Annotated in this window: 23 protein-coding genes and 3 riboswitches; all 23 genes read left to right on the plus strand. The window is 34.1% G+C overall.

Features of this window, described 5'->3' with window-relative positions; genetic code table 11:
* Positions 1-300 precede the first annotated feature (300 nt).
* The 23 genes from ACKF5P_RS02120 to cbiT all read left to right on the plus strand — a co-directional run bounded on the left by ACKF5P_RS02120 (position 301) and on the right by cbiT (position 22012).
* Entirely contained in the window at positions 301-1005 is a 705-nt protein-coding gene (locus tag ACKF5P_RS02120) for a cell division protein FtsQ/DivIB (RefSeq protein WP_408955848.1), read from the plus strand.
* 142 nt (positions 1006-1147) lie between these two features.
* Entirely contained in the window at positions 1148-2434 is a 1287-nt protein-coding gene (gene ftsA, locus ACKF5P_RS02125; protein WP_408955849.1) for a cell division protein FtsA, read from the plus strand.
* 25 nt (positions 2435-2459) lie between these two features.
* Complete coding sequence (gene ftsZ, locus ACKF5P_RS02130) at positions 2460-3560, plus strand: cell division protein FtsZ (RefSeq protein ID WP_408955850.1); 1101 nt, start codon at positions 2460-2462, stop codon at positions 3558-3560.
* 159 nt (positions 3561-3719) lie between these two features.
* Complete coding sequence (gene spoIIGA, locus ACKF5P_RS02135) at positions 3720-4631, plus strand: sigma-E processing peptidase SpoIIGA (protein WP_408955851.1); 912 nt, start codon at positions 3720-3722, stop codon at positions 4629-4631.
* 21 nt (positions 4632-4652) lie between these two features.
* Complete coding sequence (gene sigE / locus ACKF5P_RS02140; protein WP_408955852.1) at positions 4653-5390, plus strand: RNA polymerase sporulation sigma factor SigE; 738 nt, start codon at positions 4653-4655, stop codon at positions 5388-5390.
* 20 nt (positions 5391-5410) lie between these two features.
* Positions 5411-5746: a hypothetical protein gene (locus ACKF5P_RS02145; RefSeq protein ID WP_408955853.1), complete on the plus strand. Its 336-nt coding sequence runs from the start codon at positions 5411-5413 to the stop codon at positions 5744-5746.
* A 159-nt stretch (positions 5747-5905) separates the two neighbouring features.
* Positions 5906-6943 (plus strand): FAD:protein FMN transferase, encoded by a 1038-nt coding sequence (locus ACKF5P_RS02150; RefSeq protein WP_408955854.1) that lies wholly within the window; start codon positions 5906-5908, stop codon positions 6941-6943.
* A gap of 21 nt (positions 6944-6964) precedes the next feature.
* Positions 6965-7213, plus strand: a riboswitch (cobalamin riboswitch).
* A 336-nt stretch (positions 7214-7549) separates the two neighbouring features.
* Complete coding sequence (gene cobT / locus ACKF5P_RS02155; protein WP_408955855.1) at positions 7550-8602, plus strand: nicotinate-nucleotide--dimethylbenzimidazole phosphoribosyltransferase; 1053 nt, start codon at positions 7550-7552, stop codon at positions 8600-8602.
* Positions 8603-9036: 434 nt separating this feature from the next.
* Positions 9037-9903 carry a mechanosensitive ion channel family protein gene (locus tag ACKF5P_RS02160; protein WP_408955856.1) on the plus strand — a complete coding sequence of 289 codons (867 nt, stop codon included), beginning with the start codon at positions 9037-9039 and terminating at the stop codon, positions 9901-9903.
* An 11-nt stretch (positions 9904-9914) separates the two neighbouring features.
* Positions 9915-10328 (plus strand): nickel-responsive transcriptional regulator NikR, encoded by a 414-nt coding sequence (gene nikR / locus ACKF5P_RS02165; protein WP_408955857.1) that lies wholly within the window; start codon positions 9915-9917, stop codon positions 10326-10328.
* Positions 10329-10610: 282 nt separating this feature from the next.
* A riboswitch (cobalamin riboswitch) is annotated at positions 10611-10864 on the plus strand.
* A 116-nt stretch (positions 10865-10980) separates the two neighbouring features.
* A complete protein-coding gene (locus tag ACKF5P_RS02170) occupies positions 10981-12537 on the plus strand; it encodes an ABC transporter substrate-binding protein (protein ID WP_408955858.1) in 1557 nt (518 codons plus the stop codon).
* A 22-nt stretch (positions 12538-12559) separates the two neighbouring features.
* On the plus strand, positions 12560-13498 hold the full coding sequence (gene nikB, locus ACKF5P_RS02175) for a nickel ABC transporter permease (RefSeq protein WP_408955859.1): 939 nt from the start codon (positions 12560-12562) through the stop codon (positions 13496-13498).
* Entirely contained in the window at positions 13482-14387 is a 906-nt protein-coding gene (nikC, locus tag ACKF5P_RS02180) for a nickel transporter permease (protein ID WP_408955860.1), read from the plus strand. Before nikB ends, nikC begins: the two co-directional genes overlap by 17 nt.
* A 168-nt stretch (positions 14388-14555) precedes the next feature.
* Positions 14556-15401 carry a substrate-binding domain-containing protein gene (locus tag ACKF5P_RS02185; protein ID WP_408955861.1) on the plus strand — a complete coding sequence of 282 codons (846 nt, stop codon included), beginning with the start codon at positions 14556-14558 and terminating at the stop codon, positions 15399-15401.
* A gap of 32 nt (positions 15402-15433) precedes the next feature.
* The gene (locus tag ACKF5P_RS02190; protein ID WP_408955862.1) at positions 15434-16135 is read left to right on the plus strand and encodes an ABC transporter permease; all 702 of its coding nucleotides are present in this window, start codon (positions 15434-15436) and stop codon (positions 16133-16135) included.
* A gap of 61 nt (positions 16136-16196) precedes the next feature.
* A complete protein-coding gene (locus ACKF5P_RS02195; RefSeq protein WP_408956611.1) occupies positions 16197-16862 on the plus strand; it encodes an ATP-binding cassette domain-containing protein in 666 nt (221 codons plus the stop codon).
* Positions 16863-16887: 25 nt separating this feature from the next.
* A complete protein-coding gene (locus ACKF5P_RS02200) occupies positions 16888-17223 on the plus strand; it encodes a winged helix-turn-helix domain-containing protein (protein WP_408955863.1) in 336 nt (111 codons plus the stop codon).
* Positions 17224-17228: 5 nt separating this feature from the next.
* Complete coding sequence (locus ACKF5P_RS02205; protein WP_408955864.1) at positions 17229-17414, plus strand: class I SAM-dependent methyltransferase; 186 nt, start codon at positions 17229-17231, stop codon at positions 17412-17414.
* Positions 17415-17631: 217 nt separating this feature from the next.
* Positions 17632-17862, plus strand: a riboswitch (cobalamin riboswitch).
* A gap of 199 nt (positions 17863-18061) precedes the next feature.
* A complete protein-coding gene (locus ACKF5P_RS02210) occupies positions 18062-18481 on the plus strand; it encodes a sirohydrochlorin chelatase (RefSeq protein WP_408956612.1) in 420 nt (139 codons plus the stop codon).
* Positions 18482-18526: 45 nt separating this feature from the next.
* On the plus strand, positions 18527-19150 hold the full coding sequence (locus ACKF5P_RS02215) for a precorrin-8X methylmutase (protein ID WP_408956613.1): 624 nt from the start codon (positions 18527-18529) through the stop codon (positions 19148-19150).
* A 185-nt stretch (positions 19151-19335) separates the two neighbouring features.
* Positions 19336-20430 carry a cobalt-precorrin-5B (C(1))-methyltransferase CbiD gene (gene cbiD, locus ACKF5P_RS02220; RefSeq protein WP_408955865.1) on the plus strand — a complete coding sequence of 365 codons (1095 nt, stop codon included), beginning with the start codon at positions 19336-19338 and terminating at the stop codon, positions 20428-20430.
* 375 nt (positions 20431-20805) lie between these two features.
* Entirely contained in the window at positions 20806-21432 is a 627-nt protein-coding gene (cbiE, locus tag ACKF5P_RS02225) for a precorrin-6y C5,15-methyltransferase (decarboxylating) subunit CbiE (protein ID WP_408955866.1), read from the plus strand.
* Positions 21425-22012: a precorrin-6Y C5,15-methyltransferase (decarboxylating) subunit CbiT gene (gene cbiT, locus ACKF5P_RS02230; RefSeq protein WP_408955867.1), complete on the plus strand. Its 588-nt coding sequence runs from the start codon at positions 21425-21427 to the stop codon at positions 22010-22012. Before cbiE ends, cbiT begins: the two co-directional genes overlap by 8 nt.
* Positions 22013-22016 lie beyond the last annotated feature (4 nt).

Consider the following 22016-nt stretch of genomic DNA (forward strand, 5'->3'; position numbering starts at 1 on the left):
CATTTTGTAATTTTTGTAATTATTACAATTATTAGAATTTAATCCAAAAAAAGGGTTTTATAAATTTGAAGAGAATATAGTAAATAGATATTATATTTATTTAAGAAAAATAATCTTTATCTTTTTTTGCTTTAAGTTATGAAGTAACTGAGAAAAGTTTCTAGTTTAAGTAACTATAATTGTTTGATTTGACTTTGAAGGCTTGCTTTTTATCTTTGTTATCAGATAAATTATTACGGGCTAGTTATTTAGTTTAATAGTAGCTGGCCCGTATTTTTAGGCTCTAAATGAGGTGATATTATGGACAAACATTATATATACATAACTACTCTTTGTTTATTAATAATATTTGCAGCGATTGGAATTATAAATTCTGAATTATTTAAAATTAAAAATATAGAAATAATAGGAAATGATATATTAACAGAAAGAGAAATAATTATTCATTCTAATTTAGAAGAAGATATTAATATTTTTAACCTTGAATCACAACAAATAGCTGATGAATTGGTTCAATTACCTCAAATTCAAGGTGCTGCTGTTACTCGTAGTTTTCCGCGACAAGTAATTATTGAAATTAATGAGCGACGACCTATAGGAATGGTAGGTAATGATAATTCTTATTTAATTATAGATAATGAGGGCTGGATTATAGATGATACCTATAGGTTGTCAGATTGGAGATTGCCTCTGATTACCGGAAGTGATATCTTAATTGAAGATAGAAGAATTAAATTAAATAAAGAGTTAGAACAGGCAACTCAATACTTGAGTTTTTTAAATGATTCAATAGTGGAAGAAATTAATGAAGCTAACATTACTAATGAAGGTGAAATTAAATTATTCTTAAAAGATGGTGGAGAGGTTAGGTTGGGTGATGGATTTAATTTGAAATACAAAGCAGAAGTTTTTACAGCAATTTATCAGGATTTAAAAGATAAAAATGTAGAAATTGATTATATAGACTTAAGGTATGAGAAAAATAAAGTTGTTAAAATAAAATAATAGGAAAAAGGAGTTTTTTAAAAATATACAACTAAAAAAAAGGGAATTAAGTATATTTGTTGAAATTAGAACTAAAAAGGAGATTTAGAAATTGAACTAATAGAAGAATTTAGGTTATATAGAATAGAAAGGGGGGCGTTTAGTGGCACCGAGAGATATAGTTGCTGGAATTGATATAGGAACTACTAAAGTATGTACTATTATTGCAGAGGTTAATGGTGATAAGATTACTGACATAATTGGAGTAGGAACCAGCCCTTCTACTGGTTTGAGAAAAGGTATGGTAGTTGATATAGATGATACTGTTTGTTCAATTGAAACTGCGGTTGTTAAAGCAGAGAGAATGGCAGGAGTAGAGTTGGAATCAGTATTTGTAGGAATTGCTGGTTCTCATATTTCTTCAACCAATAGTCATGGAGTAGTTGCAGTAACTGGTGAAGACAAAGAGATAAGTAAAAAAGATATTGATCGTGTGATTGAAGCTACAAAGATTATTTCTATTCCTCCAGAGCGTGAGATTATTCATGTTATACCTAGGGAATTTATTGTAGATGGATGTAGAGATATTAAATCTCCATTAGGCATGTCAGGAGTAAGGTTAGAAGCGGAAACTCATATTGTTACTGGTTCTGTAACTTCTATTCAGAATTTGGTTAAGAGTGTTCATCGAGTAGGAATTAATGTTGAGGGGGTTGTTTTACAACCATTAGCGGCAAGTAAGGCTGTTTTATCTGAGAGTGAAAAGGATCTTGGAGTAGTTTTAGTTGATATGGGTGGTGGAACTACAGATATTGCTATTTTTAAAGAAGGGAGTATTTGGTATACTTCTATTCTTCCAGTTGGTGGAGATCATGTTACAAGTGACATAGCTGTAGGGTTAAGAACTCCCATGTCCAATGCTGAAAGAATTAAGATTCAACATGGATGTGCTAAGGCTAGCTTGATAGAAAGGGACCAAAAGATAGATATTTTAGATACTAGTGGCAAAAAAAAGCATAGTATTTCTCAGCAGATGCTATGTAATATCATTGAACCTAGAGTTGATGAAATATTTACATTAGTTAAGCAAGAAATTCAAAAGGCAGGTTATGATGATTTGATTCCAGCAGGAGTAGTTGTAACGGGAGGAGCTTCTTTGTTAGATGGTATTCCCAAATTAGCTTCTGAAAAATTGGATTTACCTGTTAGAGTAGGAGTGCCAGATAATATTGATACATTATTAAATTACATAGATGGCTCTATTTATGATATTGGTGAAGGTTACTCTGAATTTTCTAAAGATAATGGAGCTATTTTTTCTACTGGAGTTGGATTAGTTCATTATGGAGCAGAGGTTTTAGGTGAAGATTCTTTGGAAGATATGGGTGAAGAAGAGATAATAAATGATTTATTTGATAAAGTTAAAAGCTGGTTTAAAGAAATTTTTTAATCAGTGAGCAAAGGGGGTAGTTGAGATGTTTGAATTTGATTCAGAAATGGAACAATTTGCAAATATAAAGGTGGTTGGAGTTGGTGGCGGTGGAAATAATGCTGTCAACCGAATGATTGAATCTGGTTTAAAAGGAGTAGAGTTTATTGCTGTTAATACTGATGGTCAAGCACTAGTCTCATCACGAGCAGAGGTAACTCTACAGATTGGAGAAAAATTGACTGATGGATTGGGTGCTGGAGCTGAACCAGACATAGGAGCTCAAGCTGCTCAAGAGAGTCAAGAAATGATAGCTGATGCCTTAAAGGGTTCAGATATGGTCTTTATCACAGCAGGTATGGGAGGGGGAACTGGAACAGGAGCTGCTCCAGTTGTGGCTCAGATAGCTAAAGAAGTAGGAGCTTTAACTGTTGGAGTTGTAACTAAGCCTTTTACAGTAGAAGGGCGACAGAGAATGAGAAAAGCACAAAAAGGAATTGAAAACTTAAAAGAGCAAGTAGACACTTTAATAATTATACCGAATGATCGTTTACTGGATGTTGTAGAAAAGAAGACATCATTGATTGATGCTTTTAAGACTGCTGATGATGTTTTAAGACAAGGAGTTCAAGGGATTTCTGATCTGATTACGATTACTGGGTTAATAAACTTAGATTTTGCGGATGTAAAAACGATTATGACTGATGCAGGTTCTGCATTAATGGGTATTGGAAATTCAAATGGTGAAAATAGAGCAGCAGAAGCTGCTAAAGCAGCAATTGCTTCTCCATTATTGGAAGCTTCAATTGATGGAGCCCAAGGTGTATTATTAAATATAACTGGTGGAGCAGATTTAGGTTTGCATGAAGCTAATGAAGCGGCTCAAGTTATTTCTGAGGTTGCTGATGATGAAGCGAATATCATTTTAGGTGCGGTTGTTGATCAAAAGATGGAAAATGAGGTTAAAGTAACAGTAATTGCTACTGGTTTTGATAGACAACAAAAGACAGAAGATAAGGCTGAACCTACTTCTGTTGAAGATAAAGTTAAGGATGGAGCTCCATCAGCAGATGATTTAGATATAAAATCTTTTTCTAATGATGATCTAGATATACCAGCCTTTTTAAGAAAAAATAAAAAAGCTTAATTTTAATCTCGATGCCTTAGGGGTATCGAGATTTTTTTATTCGTCAAATAAAGACATCTAATTACGAGAAAAGATTTATTTTTAGTTTCTTTTTCAAGTTATATTTTTGATTTATAGAAATATAAATATTTATAAGGGGGGATTAGGAAACTATTTATTATGAAATTAATAGTTTATTTAGATTTATTATTATTGATTAATTTAATTATGAATTATCTGATTTTGTGGGCCACAGCTAAACTATCTGATTTAAGGTATAATGTTTGGAGGTTAATGATAACTTCTTTATTTAGTACAGTTTATACACTAATGATTATTTTACCAAGATTTAATTTTTTAAATAGAGTCTTTATTCATTTTTTAGTATCTATAATTATGTTAGTAATTTCGTTTGCCCCTCTGAGTAGAAGAATATTTTTTAAAACGATAGGTTATTTTTATCTAATTACTTTTGTAACTGCTGGAGTTATCTTTGCTATTTATAATTTAACAGGGGGCTCTCCATTAGATATGTTGGATCAAGTATTGAGTATTTCTTCTGATAAGTTATGGATTATTCTTTTGGGATCATTGGTAGTTGTGGTTATCGGTAAATTTGGTTGGCTATTGATCCAACGTAAATTGATTCCAGATATTTTCTGTATTCCAATTACAATTAAGTTTGATGATCAGTCTTTACAATTAGTTTCGCTGGTAGACACAGGAAATCAATTACAAGATCCGTTAACTAAAGTTCCAGTCATAATTGTTGAGTTAGGAGTAATGATTGAAATTTTACCTGATAAATTAAAAAAATCATTTAGTCGTTATAAAAGTGATAGTAGCCAGTTGCTGAGTGAGATGGTTGATACCTCATGGTCAAGTAGGTTTCGTTTGATTCCTTTTTCTACAATTGGAAAGGAAAATGGAATGCTAGTAGGTTTTAGACCTGATGAAGTAATGATTCAGACTGAAGAGGGGGTTGTAAAGACTAGTCGAGTTATTATTGCTTTACAAAATAGTTCTTTAGATAGTAATAATAACTATCAAGCTTTATTAAATCCTGAGGTATTAAGAGCAGTTAATAATTAATAAATTTAGGGAGAGGATATTTTGAGTTCATTAGTTTTAGGTGCTAAGTGGAGTTTTAGATTAGGAATGGTTAAGTTATTACAAATATTAGGATTATATAATGCTAAGAATGTATTTTATGTGGGAAGTAGTGAAGCTTTGCCTCCACCTTTATCGACTCAGGAGGAAGAATTTTTGCTTTCCAAATTAGATAATGGAGATCAAGCAGTTAGGAGCATATTGATTGAGAGGAATTTGAGGTTGGTAGTTTATATTGCTCGTAAGTTTGATAATACCGGAATTGATATTGAAGATTTAGTTTCAATTGGTACAATTGGCTTGATTAAAGCAGTCAATACTTTTGATGTTAGTAAGAATATTAAGTTAGCAACTTATGCTTCACGATGTATTGAGAATGAAATTTTAATGTATTTAAGAAAAAATAATAAAAAAAGATCAGAAATTTCGTTTGATGAGCCATTAAATATTGATTGGGATGGTAATGAATTAAAATTATCAGATGTATTAGGAACTGAAATTGATCTAATCTATAAATATATTGAGGAAGAGGTTGATCGAGAATTATTAATAGAAGCTATGGAAGGTTTAACACCTCGAGAAAGAAAGATTATGATTTTGCGTTTTGGTTTACAAGATGATAAAGAGGAATTAACGCAAAAGGAAGTGGCTGATGTGTTAGGTATTTCACAATCTTATATTTCTAGATTAGAAAAAAGAATAATCCAAAAGTTACAAGCTGAGATTGATAAGATGAAATAATTTAATTCTGGAGGGATATAATGAAAATAAAAAATGATGAAATAATGACAACAACTGAGATAATGAAGGAGATTTTTGGTATGAAAGAAAGGCTTATTTATAACTTAAGTGAAAGAGTACGATATGAACGAATTTACAATTATTTGATTGAAGCTGGTGCTGAAGAATTGGGAACTAATAAACTTAAAGGAGGTAAATATTTATCTTTACAATTAGATGAAGAAGTTTATTTGATTCCAAATAAGATATTTGATGAATTTGATGAAGGATGGATCAATAAATTAAAAGCCTCGGAAGAAGAAATAACTAATGATTCTTCTTCTATGATTATTTCTTTAAATAAAAAAGCTAATTAAAAAATCTTTGTTACTTTTACTAGAAAAAACCAGTTGAATCGAGAAAGATTAGTATTGAAATAATGTAATAATAATGAGATAATTAATATTGAACTAGTAGCAATAATTTTTAACTTTTTAGCTAGAGACTAATATAGACTATAGGGATGGAGGATAATTATGCAGAAATATAAGAAACTATTGGTTGGATTAATAATAGTTTTATTTGTAGTTGGTTGTACTACATTAGAGGAGGAGATTCAATCTGCTCGTGATACAACTTATATGATGGGAACAGCAATTCAAGGGCAAGTTTATGCACCTCAAGCAGAAGAGTTGTTAGCAGAAGGTTTTGCTGTTATTGATAAGGTTGAGGGTAAGGTAAGTAAGAATATCGAGGGTAGTGAAATCGATAAAGTTAATCAAGCTGCTGGTAAAGAAGCAGTTCAAGTAAGTGAGATTACCTTTGAAATAGTTGCTGCTGCTAAAGAATATGCAGAGTTGAGTGGAGGGAAATTTGATCCGACTATTGGCCCAGTTGTAGAGTTATGGGGGATTAATACGGAGCAAGAAATGGTTCCTGAACGTAAAGAGATAGAGGAGCAGTTAAAATTGGTTGATTACAATCAAATTGAATTGGATCACGAAGAGCAGACAGTTTTTCTAAAGCAAAAAGGTATGATTTTAGATGTGGGTGGTATTGCTAAAGGTTATGCCGCCAATGAAGCAGTTGATTTATTTGAAGCAAGAGCAGCTGAAGGTGCTTATGTAAATATGGGTGGTGGAGTTACAGCAACAGGTACTAAGCCTGATGGTGACTTGTGGCGAGTAGGAATTAGGGATCCACGCCCTGATGATGATGGTGAGATTTTAGGAATTGTAGAATTAACTGATCTAACAATTGATACATCTGGGGATTATGAAAGGTTCTTTTTTGAAGATGGTGTCAGATATCATCATATTATGGATACCGAAACAGGTTATCCAGCTGAGAGTGATGTGATGGGTGCGACAGTAATTACTACGGATCCAACTGAGGCTGATGTATTGGCTACAATAATTTATTTATTAGGATCTGAAGAGGGATTAGAGTTGATTAGAGGGCTGGAAGATGTTGATGCTTTGGCTATTACTGAGGATCAGAAGATATATACGACTGATGGTTTGAAAGATAAGGTTGAGATAGTTAGAGATGATAAGTATCAATTACAAGAATAGTGATTAGTAAGTATCTAAAATTAAATATTATGTTAAATGGGTGATTTATTGTTTGTTGGGGAAAACCTGACAGGTAATAAATTTAAAAGGGAAGTTTGCATAAGATTAAGGAAACTGCTAAGTTTCTTCTTGTGGCAGCGCGGTCCCGCCACTGTAAATGATGGAATTGCTTCTTTGTGATTGTCACCTGATTACCAATTTAAATAATCGGGGAAGGCTGAAGAAGCTAAGTTATAAGCCAGGAAACCTGCCTATTTAACTAGTAACTTTTAAAGTTGCGGAGTGGATGATGGAAAAGTCCACAACCTTTCTAAGGAAGGTTGTGGACTTTTTTCTAGTTTAAATATGTAGAGGAGTAATAATAACATAATTGCCTAAGGATAAATATTAGATTATTACAAAATAGTTCCAGTGTATGTAGATATGGTTTGTATGGTTTTCACGAAGAGTCTTAGTTTGTAAGACTCGTAGGATTCGTGTTAGTAAAAAAGCAAGGTCAAAACCCTTTGTTTTAGAAGGTTTAAGGGACTTGAACTTCACAGGCATAGACTACTGACACTATATATCAATATTGTTCAAAAAGATAAAAAGAAAGGGTTGATAATAATGGAATTATTAGAACAAACAGTAGCTAGGATTGAAGGATTAAATGAAGAGAAGATGGAGGAAGCTCAAGATAGGTTAGATAGCTTAATTAAGCCCCCAGGGAGTTTAGGAAAGTTAGAGGAGATTGCCGTTAAGTTAGCAGGAATAAAAGGAGAGGTTTTTACAGAGGTTGATCAGAAGGTACATATTATTATGGCTGGTGATCATGGAGTAGTAGAAGAAGGAGTCAGCACCTGCTTATCAGATGTAACTACTCAAATGGTCTATAATTTTTTAAATGGTGGTGCAGCTGTTAATGTCTTAGCTAGACAGGTTGGGGCCAAAGTTAAAGTCGTTGATATTGGTGTAATTAATGATATAGAAGTTGATGGAATAATCAGTAGAAAGGTGAAAGCAGGAACAGATAATTTCCTTAATGGGCCAGCAATGTCACGATCAGAAGCAGTTTGTAGTATAGAAGTAGGGATTGAAATTGTAGAAGAGTTGATTGCAGATGGTGCAAGTTTGATTGGAACTGGAGAGATGGGTATTGGTAATACAACAGCTAGTAGTGCAATTATAGCGGCAGTTACAGACCTATCATTAGATCAGCTGGTTGGTCGAGGGACTGGGATTGATGATCAAAAGTTGGCCAAAAAGAAGGAGGTTATTGCCCAAGCATTAGAGATAAATCAGCCTGATAGTGAGGATGGAATTGATATTCTAACCAAGGTTGGTGGTTTAGAAATAGGTGGTTTAGTTGGGGTTATTTTAGGAGCTAGTGCGAAAAAGACTCCTGTGATGATAGATGGTTTGATTTCAGCAGCCGCAGCTGTAATTGCTCATAGACTGGAGCCTAAAGTAAGTAATTACTTGATTCCATCCCATAGATCTGTTGAACCAGGTCATATTAGAATGTATGAAATATTAGATCTAGAACCGATGTTGGAGATGGATATGCGTTTAGGCGAAGGAACTGGAGCAGTATTAGGAATGGAGTTAGTTGAAGCAGCGACGAGAATTATCAGTCAAATGGCTACTTTTGAAGAGGCTGGAGTTATTCTTAATAAATAAAGAGGAATTATATAATGAAGATTTAAGTTAATATAGAGGTTAGTATAAATGATTTTAGGGATACTAAAGAGAAGGTGTTATTGGTAATTATATCTAATCATTTTAATTTATTAAGTTCTTAGTCCCAATTCTAACTTTAGAATTGGGACTTTTTTGCTGGGGGAGCTTTTGACGAATAGAAAGGGAAATTAATTATTATAGAGAATAATGACTATTATAAGCAATAAACGCAGAGTGAGAAAATTAGTTTGATTTACTTGAAAATGATCAAAAAAGAGAATAGTTAAAGAAGGTTTATAAAATAATATAGTAATAAAAAATATCTGTTTTAGGGGATATTTGATATCAAAAAATATTAAATTAGGCAGGGAGGCTACTGTTTTCTTATTTCTAAATATTAAGCAAGAAGCTGATAAAGGAGGTAGTGAATAAGGATGGAATCCTTTGATTTTAGTGAGCCTGTAGTTCAAAAGATATTATTTTCAGTTGGATTTATAGTTTTTAATTACTTTATTACTTTCTGGGTGATAAGATTTATTAATAGTAAAGTAGATGATTTTAAAAGACGTCATCGAAGTAGACGTTATACTTATTATTTAGCTACTTTAATAACTTTTATGATCTTAGTTTTAATTTGGGCTGATAGAACAGATACAATAACTACTTATTTAGGTTTTTTATCAGCTGGATTAGCCTTGGCTTTGCATGATGTTATCTTAAATTTAGCTGGTTGGGTCTTGATTATATTACGTCGTCCGTTTGGTCTTGGTGATCGGATTGAATGGGATGGTGTTAAAGGTGATGTAATCGATGTTCGAGTTTTTTATACATCCTTATTGGAAGTAGGAAATTGGGTTGATTCTGATCAGAGTACAGGTCGGATAGTACATATTCCAAATAGCAATATTTTTCGTGAATCTTTATTTAATTATACACGTGGTTTTGAATATCTGTGGAATGAAATTAAGTTTTTAGTTACCTATGAAAGTGATTGGGAAAAAGCTAAAGAGATTATTTTAGAAACTGCCCAGCAAGAAGGAGAAGAGATACAGGAATTGGCAAAAAGAAAGATTAAAGCAATGTCTAAACGTTATATGATCAAATATAGTAAATTTTCTCCAATTGTTTATTTGAATATTGCAGATAGTGGAGTAGAGATAACTTTGCGCTATCTAACGACAGTTAGGCGAAGAAGGGTAATTCAGAGTCGAGTCAATGAGATCATTTTAAAAAAGTTTGAACAAGAAGCGGAGGTTGATTTTGCTTACCCAACAACTCGTCTTTATACTACCGAAGAATAGGAGAGATGAAAATGTCTGATTTAATTAGATTTGGAGTATCTATTGATCAGAAACTGCTGGAGAAGTATGACCAGTTGATTGAAGATGGTTATACAAATCGTTCTGAAGCAATTCGTGATTTAATTAGGGATAAGATTGTAGAAGAGAAATGTCAAAATAAAGAGGAAGAGGTTGTAGGAACTTTGACTCTATTTTATGTTCATCATAAACGAGGAATAACTGAGAAGATGATGTCAATTCAGCATGATTACCATTATTTATTTAAGTCTAATCTTCATTTGCACTTGTCTCACCATCTTTGTTTAGAGGTGATTATAGTAGAAGGTAAAAGAGAGGAGTTAAATGAAGTAACTCAGAAATTAATCGGGTTAAAAGGGGTTAAGCATGGTAAATTGACAGTTTCTGCAATTGATGAATCTTTATGATCGAAGTAGTAGCTAGTAGCTGATAATTAGGCTTGTTATTTTGAACTAGATTAATTTAGAAAAAATAAAAAATTAATCTTAAAAGCAGGAGTTATAGAAGAGATCAAGAATATACAATTTAATAACACGAATGTTATTTTTATGTTACAGAGTGTGTTTTTTAGTTGCATCATCATACTTTATCTTTAAAGAATTAGTTTAAAGATAAGAGAGTCAAATAGTATGTTAAATTTCTAAGAAAGAAGGTTGTGTTCTTTAATATAGAATTAAATGGTTAAACAATAGAAAAATTAATGATTAGGTGCCTTTGATTAAGGTCAAAGGAGAATAGGGAATCAGGTGTAAATCCTGAGCGGTCCCGCCACTGTAACTGGTATAAAAATCTAAGAGCGGATTTTTTCACTACGAAGGGTTTAAAGAGCTTGGAGAGGAATGTTTAAGGACTTAGTAAAACCACTTGGATACTTAACTGTCTAGGGAAGGTGAAGTCTTTATAGCCAGAAGTCAGGAGACCTGCCTAATTGTTTAACCTACTAGATCTTCGATTGTAAGAGGAGTAGGTAATTAGCCTTAGTCTGTCTAATTATCCTCAATTTTGTTATCAAGATTGAGGATTTTATTTTTATTGAATAAAAAATCAGGAGGCAATAAAGTGAAATCTAACAAAAAAGTAAGTGTTTTGGTAGTAGTCTTGGCAATACTATTGTTATTAATTAGTGGTTGTACTCAAATTGTTAGTCAACAAGAGGTGGAAGATAAAGAAGCATTAACTGTAGGAATGGCTTTTGAACCAGGAAATTTAGATCCGGCAGAAGGTTGGAATGGCTGGTTTAGTGTACAGAGTGGAATGGGCCAAACCCTATTTAGGTTAACAGAGGAGATGGTTTTGAAACCTTGGTTGGCTAAATCATGGAATCAGATTGATCAACTAACTTGGAAGATTGAACTACATGAGGGAATTAAGTTTCATAATGGTGAATTAGTAGATGCTATGGCTGTTAAGAATTCTTTAGAAAGAACTTTAGAGGTTAATAATAGAGCAGAAGGTTTATTGAGAATAGATTCTATTGAGGTTAAATCTGATAGTCAATTGCTAATTTCAACAACTGAACCGAATCCAGCTTTAGCTAATTATTTGGCCGATCCAATGACAGTAGTTGTTAATGCTGCTGAGGCTGAGAGAGTAGGAGAAGATTTTGCTCAACGGCCAGTCTTAACGGGACCTTATCAATTACGAGATTATAAGAAAGATGTACAGATTGTTGTAGAGAGAAATAATGATTATTGGGGGCCGACAGCTCAGCTAGAAGGGATAACTTTCAAGTTCATCTCTGATGAGATGGGCCGAGTAATGGCCTTTCAAGCGGGAGAAATTGATATTGCTCAAAATGTTCCAACAAGTAGTATTGCAAATCTTGAGCAACAAGATGGGTTGAATGTATTATCAGATTCATCTTTGCGAACTCATCTTCTTTATTTAAATCTTAAACGAGCACCTTTCAGTGATTTGAATGTACGAAGAGCAATTAATAAGGTAGTAGATAGAGAAGCATTGGCTGAAAGTGTAATGGAAGGGGGAGCAATTGCAGGTGTTGGCCCGTTTCCATTGGTACTACCTTTTGGAGGAGAAGAACTTGAGGGTTATGATTATGATTTAGAAGAAGCTAGTAGGTTATTAGAAGAAGCTGGCTGGGAATTGAATTCTGATGGAATTAGAGAAAAAGATGGTCAAGAGTTAGAATTGGAGTTATACACTTATGATGCTCGACCAGAATTACCGATAATTGCAGAGGTAGTCCAAGCACAATTAAAAGAGGTAGGAGTAGATGTTGCAATTAGAGTAGTAGAGAATATAACTAATGTTTTACAAGATGGAAGTTATGATTTAGCTATGTATAGTATGAATACTGCTCCAACTGCTGATCCAGGTTATTTTCTAGAGCTAGTATTTCAAGCAGAGACTTCCTCTAATTTCAATAACTTTGGTAGCTATAAAGCAGATCAGTTAATTTCTCAACTAAGTTCAACTTTTGAATTAGAAAAGAGAAATCGATTGGCCCGGCAAGTTCAAGAAATAATCTTAGCAGAGGCTGCTCATCTTTTTTTAGTTTATCCAACGATTAATATGGGAGTTAGCGATCAAGTAACTGGGTATCAAGTCCATCCTTCTGAATTTTATCTAGTCAATGAAAACTTAAATCTAGAGTAAGAATAATAGGAGGGTCAAATTTGTGCTGAAATACTTACTAAAAAAAGTTATCCATTTGATATTAGTAATGTTAGCAGTATCAATTCTGGTCTTTATTTCAATTAGAGTTATTCCAGGTGATTCAGCTGAAGTTATCTTACGGGCCAATGGAATAGAGCCGACTGTTGAAGCAATAGAGGGGTTTAGAGAAGAGTTGGGACTTAATAAGTCTCTCTTAATTCAATATGTTGATTGGTTAACAGGCGTCTTGCAAGGGGATCTTGGTAGTTCATTTATTACTGGACGACCTGTCTTAGAAGAGATTCTCTATCGCCTTCCTGCTACCTTAGAATTGGCTGCTGGTGGAGTCGTAGTGATGTTATTATTATCATTTCCAATAGGAATTTTAGCAGCAGTCTTTAAAAATACAATAAATGATCACTTTGGTCGTGTTTTAGCCTTATTAGGTGCTTCTGTACCACCTTTTTGGTTAGGAATGATGCTAATCTATTGGTTAGGTGTTAAGCAGTCTTTTTTTCCAGTTATGGGGCGAGGTAGTTTACAACATTTAATTTTACCAGCCTTTACTTTAGGTTTGGGAATGGCAGCTGCTTATTCTCGATTATTAAGAGTTAGTATGTTAGAGGTATTAAAACAGGATTATATTCGGGTAGCTAGAGCTAAAGGATTACATGAAAGAGTTATAATCTTAAAACATGCTTTACGGAATGCATTGATCCCAGTAGTTACAGCCTTTGGGGTTAGCTTTGGCCATTTATTAGGTGGAACTGTGATAGTAGAGACTGTCTTTACTTGGCCTGGATTGGGTAGGTTTGTTGTAGATGCAATCTTTAGTCGGGATTATCCGGTGATTCAAGCGTATGTATTAGTTATGGCATTAGTTTTTGTAATGGTTAATTTTTTAGTTGATCTTATTTATCGATTTCTTGATCCAAGGATTAGTTTTGAAAGGGGAAATTAAAATAGAAGTTAGTGAGGAGATTCAGCAAAATCTACAAAAGAATATAGAAGAGGTAGGAAGGTTAAATTTCAACTCACAATTATTTAGTGATAAGTTAGCAATTTTAGGTTTGTTAATTATAGTGTCAATTATTATCTTAGGGGTTTTAGCTCCTTATTTAGCTCCACATGATCCTATTGAAGTTGATTTAGCTAATAGATTGCAAGCACCTAATCAAGAATTTATATTTGGGACAGATCATTTAGGTAGATGCCTTCTTTCACAAGTGTTATTTGGGATTAGAACTTCATTAGCTATTCCTTTCTTTGTTCTATTGGCAAGTATATTGATCAGTATTTTATTAGGAACGATAGCTGGCTACTTAGGAGGTAAAATTGATGAATTAGTTATGGGAGTGATCAATATATTGTTGGCCCTTCCTAGCTTAGTGTTGGCGTTAGCTATTGCTGGCTTATTAGGGCCAAGCTTATTAAATCTGATGATTGCTTTAGTAGCTACTTACTGGGTCAACTATGCTCGAATTATTCGGGGATTAGTATTATCTATTAAACAGAATGAGTATATATTGGCAGCTAAAGCTTGTGGAGCTAGTGAATTAAGAATTATAGTGAAGCATATTTTACCGAATATTATCTCTCATATTATTGTTTTAGCGACCCTTGATATGGGTTATATTATAATCAGTGTTTCGAGTTTATCTTTTTTAGGATTGGGAGCACAACCACCTACGCCTGAATGGGGAGTAATGTTAAATACTGCACGATCTTATTTTCAGTCAGCACCATGGTTAATGTTCTTTCCTGGAATGGCTATTTTATTGGTTGTCTTAGGATTTAATTTATTAGGAGATGGTCTTCGAGATATCTTTGATCCCAATGAATCGGTTTAGAGAAGAGGAATAAACTTCATATTAATATAAAACCTAAAATAGAAAATTAAGACAAAAATTGCTATTTTATTTGAATTGGAATTTAACTTATGATACTATTTAAATAATACAAAATTTTAGGGTCGTTATGTCGAAATTAACATAATGAAAGATATAGGAGGTAGAAAAATGAAAAGATCGATGTTAAGAAAGCTAATGCCAATGGTTTTAGTTTTAATTTTAGTTTTTGTAGTTGTAGGTTGTACAAGAGAAGAGGTAACTGAAAAATTAACCTTAGCTACTACAACGAGTACATATGATTCTGGCCTTCTGCGAGAACTTATACCGCAATTTGAATCAGAAAATGGATATGAAGTCGATATAATTGTTGTGGGTACGGGACAGGCTTTAGAGATTGGACGTAGAGGGGATGCAGATATTATCTTCGTTCATGCTGAAGAGTTGGAAAAGGAATTTGTTGCGGAAGGTTATGGAACAGAACGGACTTATGTAATGTACAATGATTTTGTAGTGTTAGGCCCTGAAAATGATCCAGCTAATATAAAAGGAACAGACGATTTGGGTGTAGCATTGCAAAAAATTGAAGAGACAGGTCTGGAAGGCGAAAGTAGCTTTGCTTCCCGTGGTGACGATTCAGGAACTCATACTAAGGAGATGAATCTCTGGGTTGCTTACGGAATAGGTGTAGATGGAGACTGGTATAATTCTTTAGGGCAGGGGATGGGTGATACTTTAATTACAGCTAATGAGATGCAAAGCTATACTCTAGCCGATAGAGGTACATTTTTATCAATGGAGGATCATTTAGCTAATTTAGATATTGTTTTTGAAGGTAATGAAGAATTATTTAATCCTTATGGAATAATTCCTATTAATCCAAATCAACATAATGTTAATTATGAAGGAGCAGAGGAGTTAGTAGAATTCTTTGTTAGAGCTGATATTCAGGAAAAAATAGGCGAGTTTGGTAAAGTTTTTTTTGAGCAGTCATTATTTTTTCCTGATGCTGATTAAACTTAATTAAATCTATTAATTGGAGGTTTAAAATGGAACTTTTAATTGAGGGATTACAAGAAGCTATCTCTTTGCTTCTAACTTTTGATCCACAAGTGGTTGATATAATTTTAACATCCCTACATGTAACAGGAACGGCACTCTTTTTTGCAGCTTTAATTGGAATTCCTCTAGGAGCATTTTTAGGGTTGAATGATTTTCCAGGCAAGTCCATCATTGTAGCAGTACTTTATACAGGTATGGGTTTTCCCCCAGTAGCGATTGGATTATTAGTTTTTATTACTTTTTCTTCAGCAGGGCCTTTTGGTTTTCTTAACTGGCTCTTTACTACTAGAGCCATGATTATAGCTCAAATAATTATATCTTTCCCTTTAGTAGCTGGTTTTACTATGACAGCAGTAAGTAGTGTAGATAATAATCTATTGTTACAACTTAAGTCTCTAGGAGCTACTAAGAGGCAGATTGTACTAGCGATTTTAAAGGAATCGAGATTAGGGGTTTTAGTTTCAATTATTGCTGGTTTTGGAGCAATTATATCAGAAGTAGGAGCAGTAATGATGGTTGGTGGAAATATTGAAAGGAGTACTAGAGTACTAACGACAGCAATCGTATTAGAGACTAGAAAAGGAAATTTTGGGCTTGCAATCTCTTTTGGAATTATTCTATTAGCGATTACTTTTGTAGTCAACTTCTGTATGTCTAATTTATCAGTGAGAGGAGGGGGAAGAGATTAAGGATATAGTATATACTTTAAATAATATATCTAAAACTTATCAAGGTCGTAATGTTTTATCAATCAATAAATTATCAATCAATGCGGGAGAAGTGTTTTGTTTAGTAGGGCCAAGTGGGGCAGGGAAGAGTACTTTGTTACGAATCTTAAACTTTTTAGAAGTAGCTGATCAAGGGGAGGTTAAATTTTTAGATAAGGTCTATAATCAATCTAAGTTACCTGATTTAGATATTAAACGTAAGATAACTACCGTCTTTCAAAGACCAGCCTTAATGACCAGTTCAGTAGTTAAAAATATCGCTTATCCGTTAAAAATAAGAGGAGAAGAAATTGATTGTGATCAAATTGATCAGCTGATAGTTAAACTTGGCCTTAAGGAGTTGAAGAATCAACGGGCTGATAAACTTTCGGGAGGAGAAGCACAGCGGGTTTCGTTAGCGAGAGCTTTAATCTTTAATCCTAAGGTATTATTACTTGATGAACCGACTTCAAACCTTGATCCAGCGAATATAAAGATTATTGAAGATATAATTATCGATTACATTAAAAATAACAAGACTACTATTGTAATGGTAACTCATAATTTATTTCAGGCCAAAAGATTAGCAGATAGAGTTGGATTATTGCATAATGGGAGTTTTATAGAAGTTAAAGAAAAAGAAGAGTTTTTTAATAATCCAAAGCAAGAGATAACTAAAGATTATTTAGCAGGGAGATTAATCTGTTAAGATTGAATCGTTAAAGGAGAGGTTTATGAAAATTAATTATAAAATTTGGTTAGAGAATGATCAAGGAGAACGGGTGATGGGTAAAGGTTTATTAGCCTTACTAAGGTTTATTGATCAGACTGGTTCTATTAATAAAGCTGCTAAAGAATTAGAGATGTCATATCGTGCTGCCTGGGGTAAATTGAATAAAGCTGAAGAAGAATTAGGTTATGATTTAATTGAAAGAAAGGCAGGAGGAAGAGGAGGTGGAGGTAGCCGATTAACGGAGAAAGGAAATCACTTGCTCGACAAATTCAACAAGTTCAGTAAAAAGGTAGATGAAGAACTAAATACAATGTTTTTAGATTTTTTTAATAAATAATTTATATGTATCAACACCACTTTACAAGAAAACTAAATAAAAAATGCGACCAACTTCCTTTTTTAGATGACAGTTTTGATCTGATAGCCTGTAGGAATTTAGTTTGCAAGTTAGTAGAGCCTGAGAAAATTTATCAAGAATGGCATAGGGTTTTAAAAGAAGGAGCTGAAGGTTTACTTTTGAGCTATTAACTAAGGCCTAAGTGGGATTATGAAGTATTAAGAGAGTGTAGCTTTAAAAATATAATACTTGAATTAGAAGTGTCAGATAAGGCTTGGAATAAAAAGAAACAGATCTGTTATGGTACTACTCCTCTATTTTCAGTCTTTCTTAGTAAATGATAAAATCACAAAAATTTAATTTATATGCAGGAGAAAGTTGATTGATAGTGAATAATTGGTTTATAATATAATATGCTGATGATTGGGTGCCTTTGGTTAGTTGACTAAAGGAGAATAGGGAATCAGGTGTAAATCCTGAGCGGGCCCGCCACTGTAACCGAGTAAAAGTAGTTGACAGTTTATAGTTGATAATTTATAGTTAAGATCTATTAATGGTCTTGTTTTTAATTATTAATTACAATTATCAATTGCTTTTAAGCTGGAAGTCAGGAGACCTGCCTAATTATTTAGCCTACTATTTCTCGATGGTAAGAAAGGTAGGTAATTAGCTGTATTGATTAATTACTTCAATCTTTAGTTGTTGGATTGATGTTTTTAGACTCTTTATATCTAATTACCTCTGATCTTATTAATAAGATCAGAGGTTTTTATTTTTAGATTAAAAAGAAATCGGAGAGATTATTTCTTGCTTAGATTATTGATGCCTTTAATAGTCAATTAAAAAATTACTAAAAATAATTAGAAATCAAGTAAAAGAAAGGAAGATAAATATGAAAACTGGAATTATCGTATTAGGACATGGAAGTAGAGCAACAGAGGCTACTCAAGTTTTTACTGAGATTGTGGATAAGGTTAGAGAGAAGGTAGACTATGACTTAGTAAAGGGAGCAGCGATGGAGCTAGCTGAACCTAGTTTGCAAGATAGTGTAGCAAAGATTATCAAAGCAGGTGCAGAGAAGGTAGTTATTGTTCCTCTATTTTTATTTCCTGGGATACATATTCAAGAGGATATTCCTAATTTAATTGAGCAATTAGAAGTAGAATACCCTAAAGTTGAGTTTAAGTTTGGAAGAAATCTCGGTGCTGATGATAAGATAGCAGATATTCTTGCTGAACGAATTGAGGAAGCGGAATAAGTTTAAGGTATGTGATAATAAATTGAAATTAATAGGGAGGGGAAAATAATGGAGATACTTAAACAGCCACAAAAAATAGAGGATCGAAGTATGAAGATTATTGATGAAGAGGTTGGAGGGTTTGATTGCTCACCTAAAGAGGCGAAGGTGATAAAAAGAGTGATTCATGCTACTGCTGATCTTGAATTTAAAGAGTTAGTAGTTATTTCTGATGGAGCGATAGAGTCAGCTTTAAAGGTATTAAAGTCAGGGGCCAATATCGTAACTGATGTTAATATGTTGAAGCAAGGAGTCAGTAAGCGTAAGACATCAGAGTTGGGCAATGAGATCAATTGTTTTATCAGTGATGATAATATTGCTCAACAAGCTAAGGAAGCAGGGGTTACTAGATCGATGATGTGTATGAGAAAGGCAGTTGAAGATCCTGATAATAAGATCTTTGCTATTGGAAATGCTCCGACTGCTTTATTTGAATTGATGAAGTTAATAGAAGAGGGGAAAGTAGAACCAGATTTGATTGTTGGAACTCCAGTTGGATTTGTAGGAGCTAAAGAATCTAAGGAAGAATTAGAGAAGTTAGATGTACCTTATATTACTGTTCGAGGAAGAAAGGGAGGCAGTCCAGTTGCTGCTTCGATTATGAATGCATTATTATATCAGATTGACTAGGAATTAGTAACTAGTGATTAGTGACTAGTAATTAGTAAGATCAAGAAACTACTAATTTACACAGATTAGCACCAATTAAAACAATTAATTTTTTATTTGTGTTTATTGGTGTTAATTTGTGGTTGCAGGGTTTGATTGTCAACTATTCAATATTAATTATTAAATGCTTTCAAAGGGGTAGCATTATGGGATTTGAATCTTACATAGTTAGAGATGGTAAAAAGTTGAAGCGAGGTTATACGACAGGGAGTGCTGCTACAGCTGCTGCTAAAGCAGCGACTAAGATGTTAGTGACTGAGCAAGAGGTTGAGACGATCAAGATAGATACTCCAGCGGAGATTGAGCTTGAACTAGAAGTTGTTAAGGCCAGTTATAATAACGAGCAAGCTACAGCTTCGATCATTAAAGATGGTGGAGATGATCCAGATGTGACGGATGGTTTGGAGATTGTAGCTCATGTGGAATTGCTTGATATACCGAGAATTGAGTTAGATGGTGGTCGAGGGGTGGGCCAAGTAACCAAACCAGGTTTAGCAACTGAAGTGGGAGAAGCAGCGATCAATCCTGTTCCACGAAAGATGATTACAGAGGAAGTTAAGAAGGTATTACCTGATAAGCAAGGTGCCAAGATAATAATCGAAGTTCCTAAAGGAGTTGAGACAGCAGCTAAGACCCTCAATCTCCAGCTAGGGATTGAAGGAGGGATCTCGATCTTGGGAACGACAGGGATTGTAGAGCCTATGTCCGAGCAATCATATAAGGATTCTTTGGTATTGGCGATTGATCAGGCTTTAGCTACTGGAGAAGAGGAGTTAGCCTTTGTCTTTGGTAATTATGGTAAGAGAATGGCTGCTAAATTGGGTTATCAACCACAGCAAGTGATCAGGATGAGTAATTTTGTTGGTTTTATGCTGAAGTATGCAGTAGAGAAAGGGGTCAGCGAGTTGACTTTAATTGGACACTTAGGCAAGTTGGTTAAGGTGGCTGCTGGCATCTTTAATACTCACAGTTATGTAGCTGATGCTAGAAGAGAGACGATAGCAGCTTATACTGCTGCCAGTGGTGGTCAACAGGAGTTGATCGAAGAGATTTTGGCTGCTAATACTGCAGAGGAGACGATAGAGTTACTTAAAGAAGCTGAGTTGACAGAGGTCTTTGATCTGTTGGCTGAGCGGGTTGCAACCAGAGCTGAAGAGTATGTGAAGGGTGAGTTGGAAGTAAGAAGTTTACTCTTTTCAATGGAAGAAGAAGTTTTAGGAAGTCATGGATTAGAGTTATAATTAAACGTTATTTTCTGTATGACATGAGAGGTTTTTCGTTCTGAAAGATTTTTTCTAAACTTCTAAGACTCATCTTCACTGAAACCTCAATTATAAACGCAAGGTAGGTTTCAGTACTAGCTCATCGAGAGCGTCGCGAATAAATAAGAGCAAGCTAATTTAAAATAGGAAATTAGCTAAATCAAGCTCTTATTTATTTCTCAATTCGTCAAGAAGTTGAACGAAAAAATCTAGATGTCACTATAAAAAACTCTCATGACAAAGTTTGAGTGTATAGTATTTTATGAGTTTAGTTTTATTTGATTTTAAAGGTTTTAATGCCTTTAACTGTCAACCGTAAACTGTACACTATCAATTACGAAGCGGGGTGGTTAGATGAGTAAGATCTATGTTTTAGGGATTGGCCCGGGTACTAAAGATTATGTACTGCCGATTACGGATAAGCTTGTTAGAGAAGCCGACCTTCTAATTGGAGGGAAGCGGGCTCTAGCTTTATTTAAAGAATATAATAAAGAAGAGGTGGTAATTAAGGTTGATTTAGCGAAGATTAAAGATTGTATTGAAGCTAATTATCAAAGTAAACAGATCGCAGTCTTAGTTTCTGGTGATACTGGTTTATATAGTATGCTCAATTACTTAAAAAGATATTTCTCTGATGAAGTATTGGAGGTTGTGCCAGGGATTAGTGCTATGCAATTAGGTTTTGCTAAAGCTAAGCTCAGTTGGCAGGATGCTAAGTTGACCAGTCTGCATGGTAATCAAGATAAGGAAGAATTACTGGAGTTGCTTGTTGAGCATAATAAAGTGGGCTTCTTTACAGATAATAAGTTTCCTCCGCACCAGATCGCTGAATATTTGACAGCGGAAGGTTTAGGAGATAAACAGGGAATTGTAGCTGAACGACTTTCCTATCCAGAAGAGAAAGTGATTAAGGGGAGTTTGGCTGAGTTGAGTCAGCAGGAATTTGGAGGTTTGACAGTGATGGTGATTTGTGATGAGTAAGTGGCAGTATCAAGTTTCTGGTATTCCTGATGCTGAGTTTATCAGAGGTGGATTGCCGATGACCAAAGAGGAGGTCAGGGCGGTTGCGATCTCTAAATTGAGGTTGAAAGAGGATACAGTGATGTATGATATTGGTGCTGGAACCGGTTCAATCAGTATTGAAGCTGCTTTAGTTGCTAAAAAGGGACAGATTTATGCTATTGAGAAAGAAGAGGAAGGGATGGAGTTAATTGCCCAGAATATGAAGCAGTTTGGAGTCGATAATATTGAATTGATTTATGGTGAGGCACCAGAGGCTTTAGCTGATTTACCACCAGTCGATCGGGTCTTGATCGGTGGTAGTGGAGGGAATCTAGATCAGATCCTAGAAGTGGTGACTGATAGATTGACTCCTCAAGGAAGGGTTGTTGTCAATGCTGTGACCATGAATACCTTGACTGCAGCTTATCAGAAGTTAGAAGAGCTTGACTATCATCTAGATATCTGTAATCTAGCAGTTACGAGAACGAGAGAGGTTGGTAGTTATCAGATGTTTAATGGATTAAATCCAGTTTATATTATTAGTGGAGAGAAGAGGTGACAGG

The sequence above is a fragment of the Natroniella sp. ANB-PHB2 genome, assembly GCF_046097105.1.
In the GTDB taxonomy this organism is placed as follows: Bacteria; Bacillota; Halanaerobiia; order Halobacteroidales; family Halobacteroidaceae; genus Natroniella.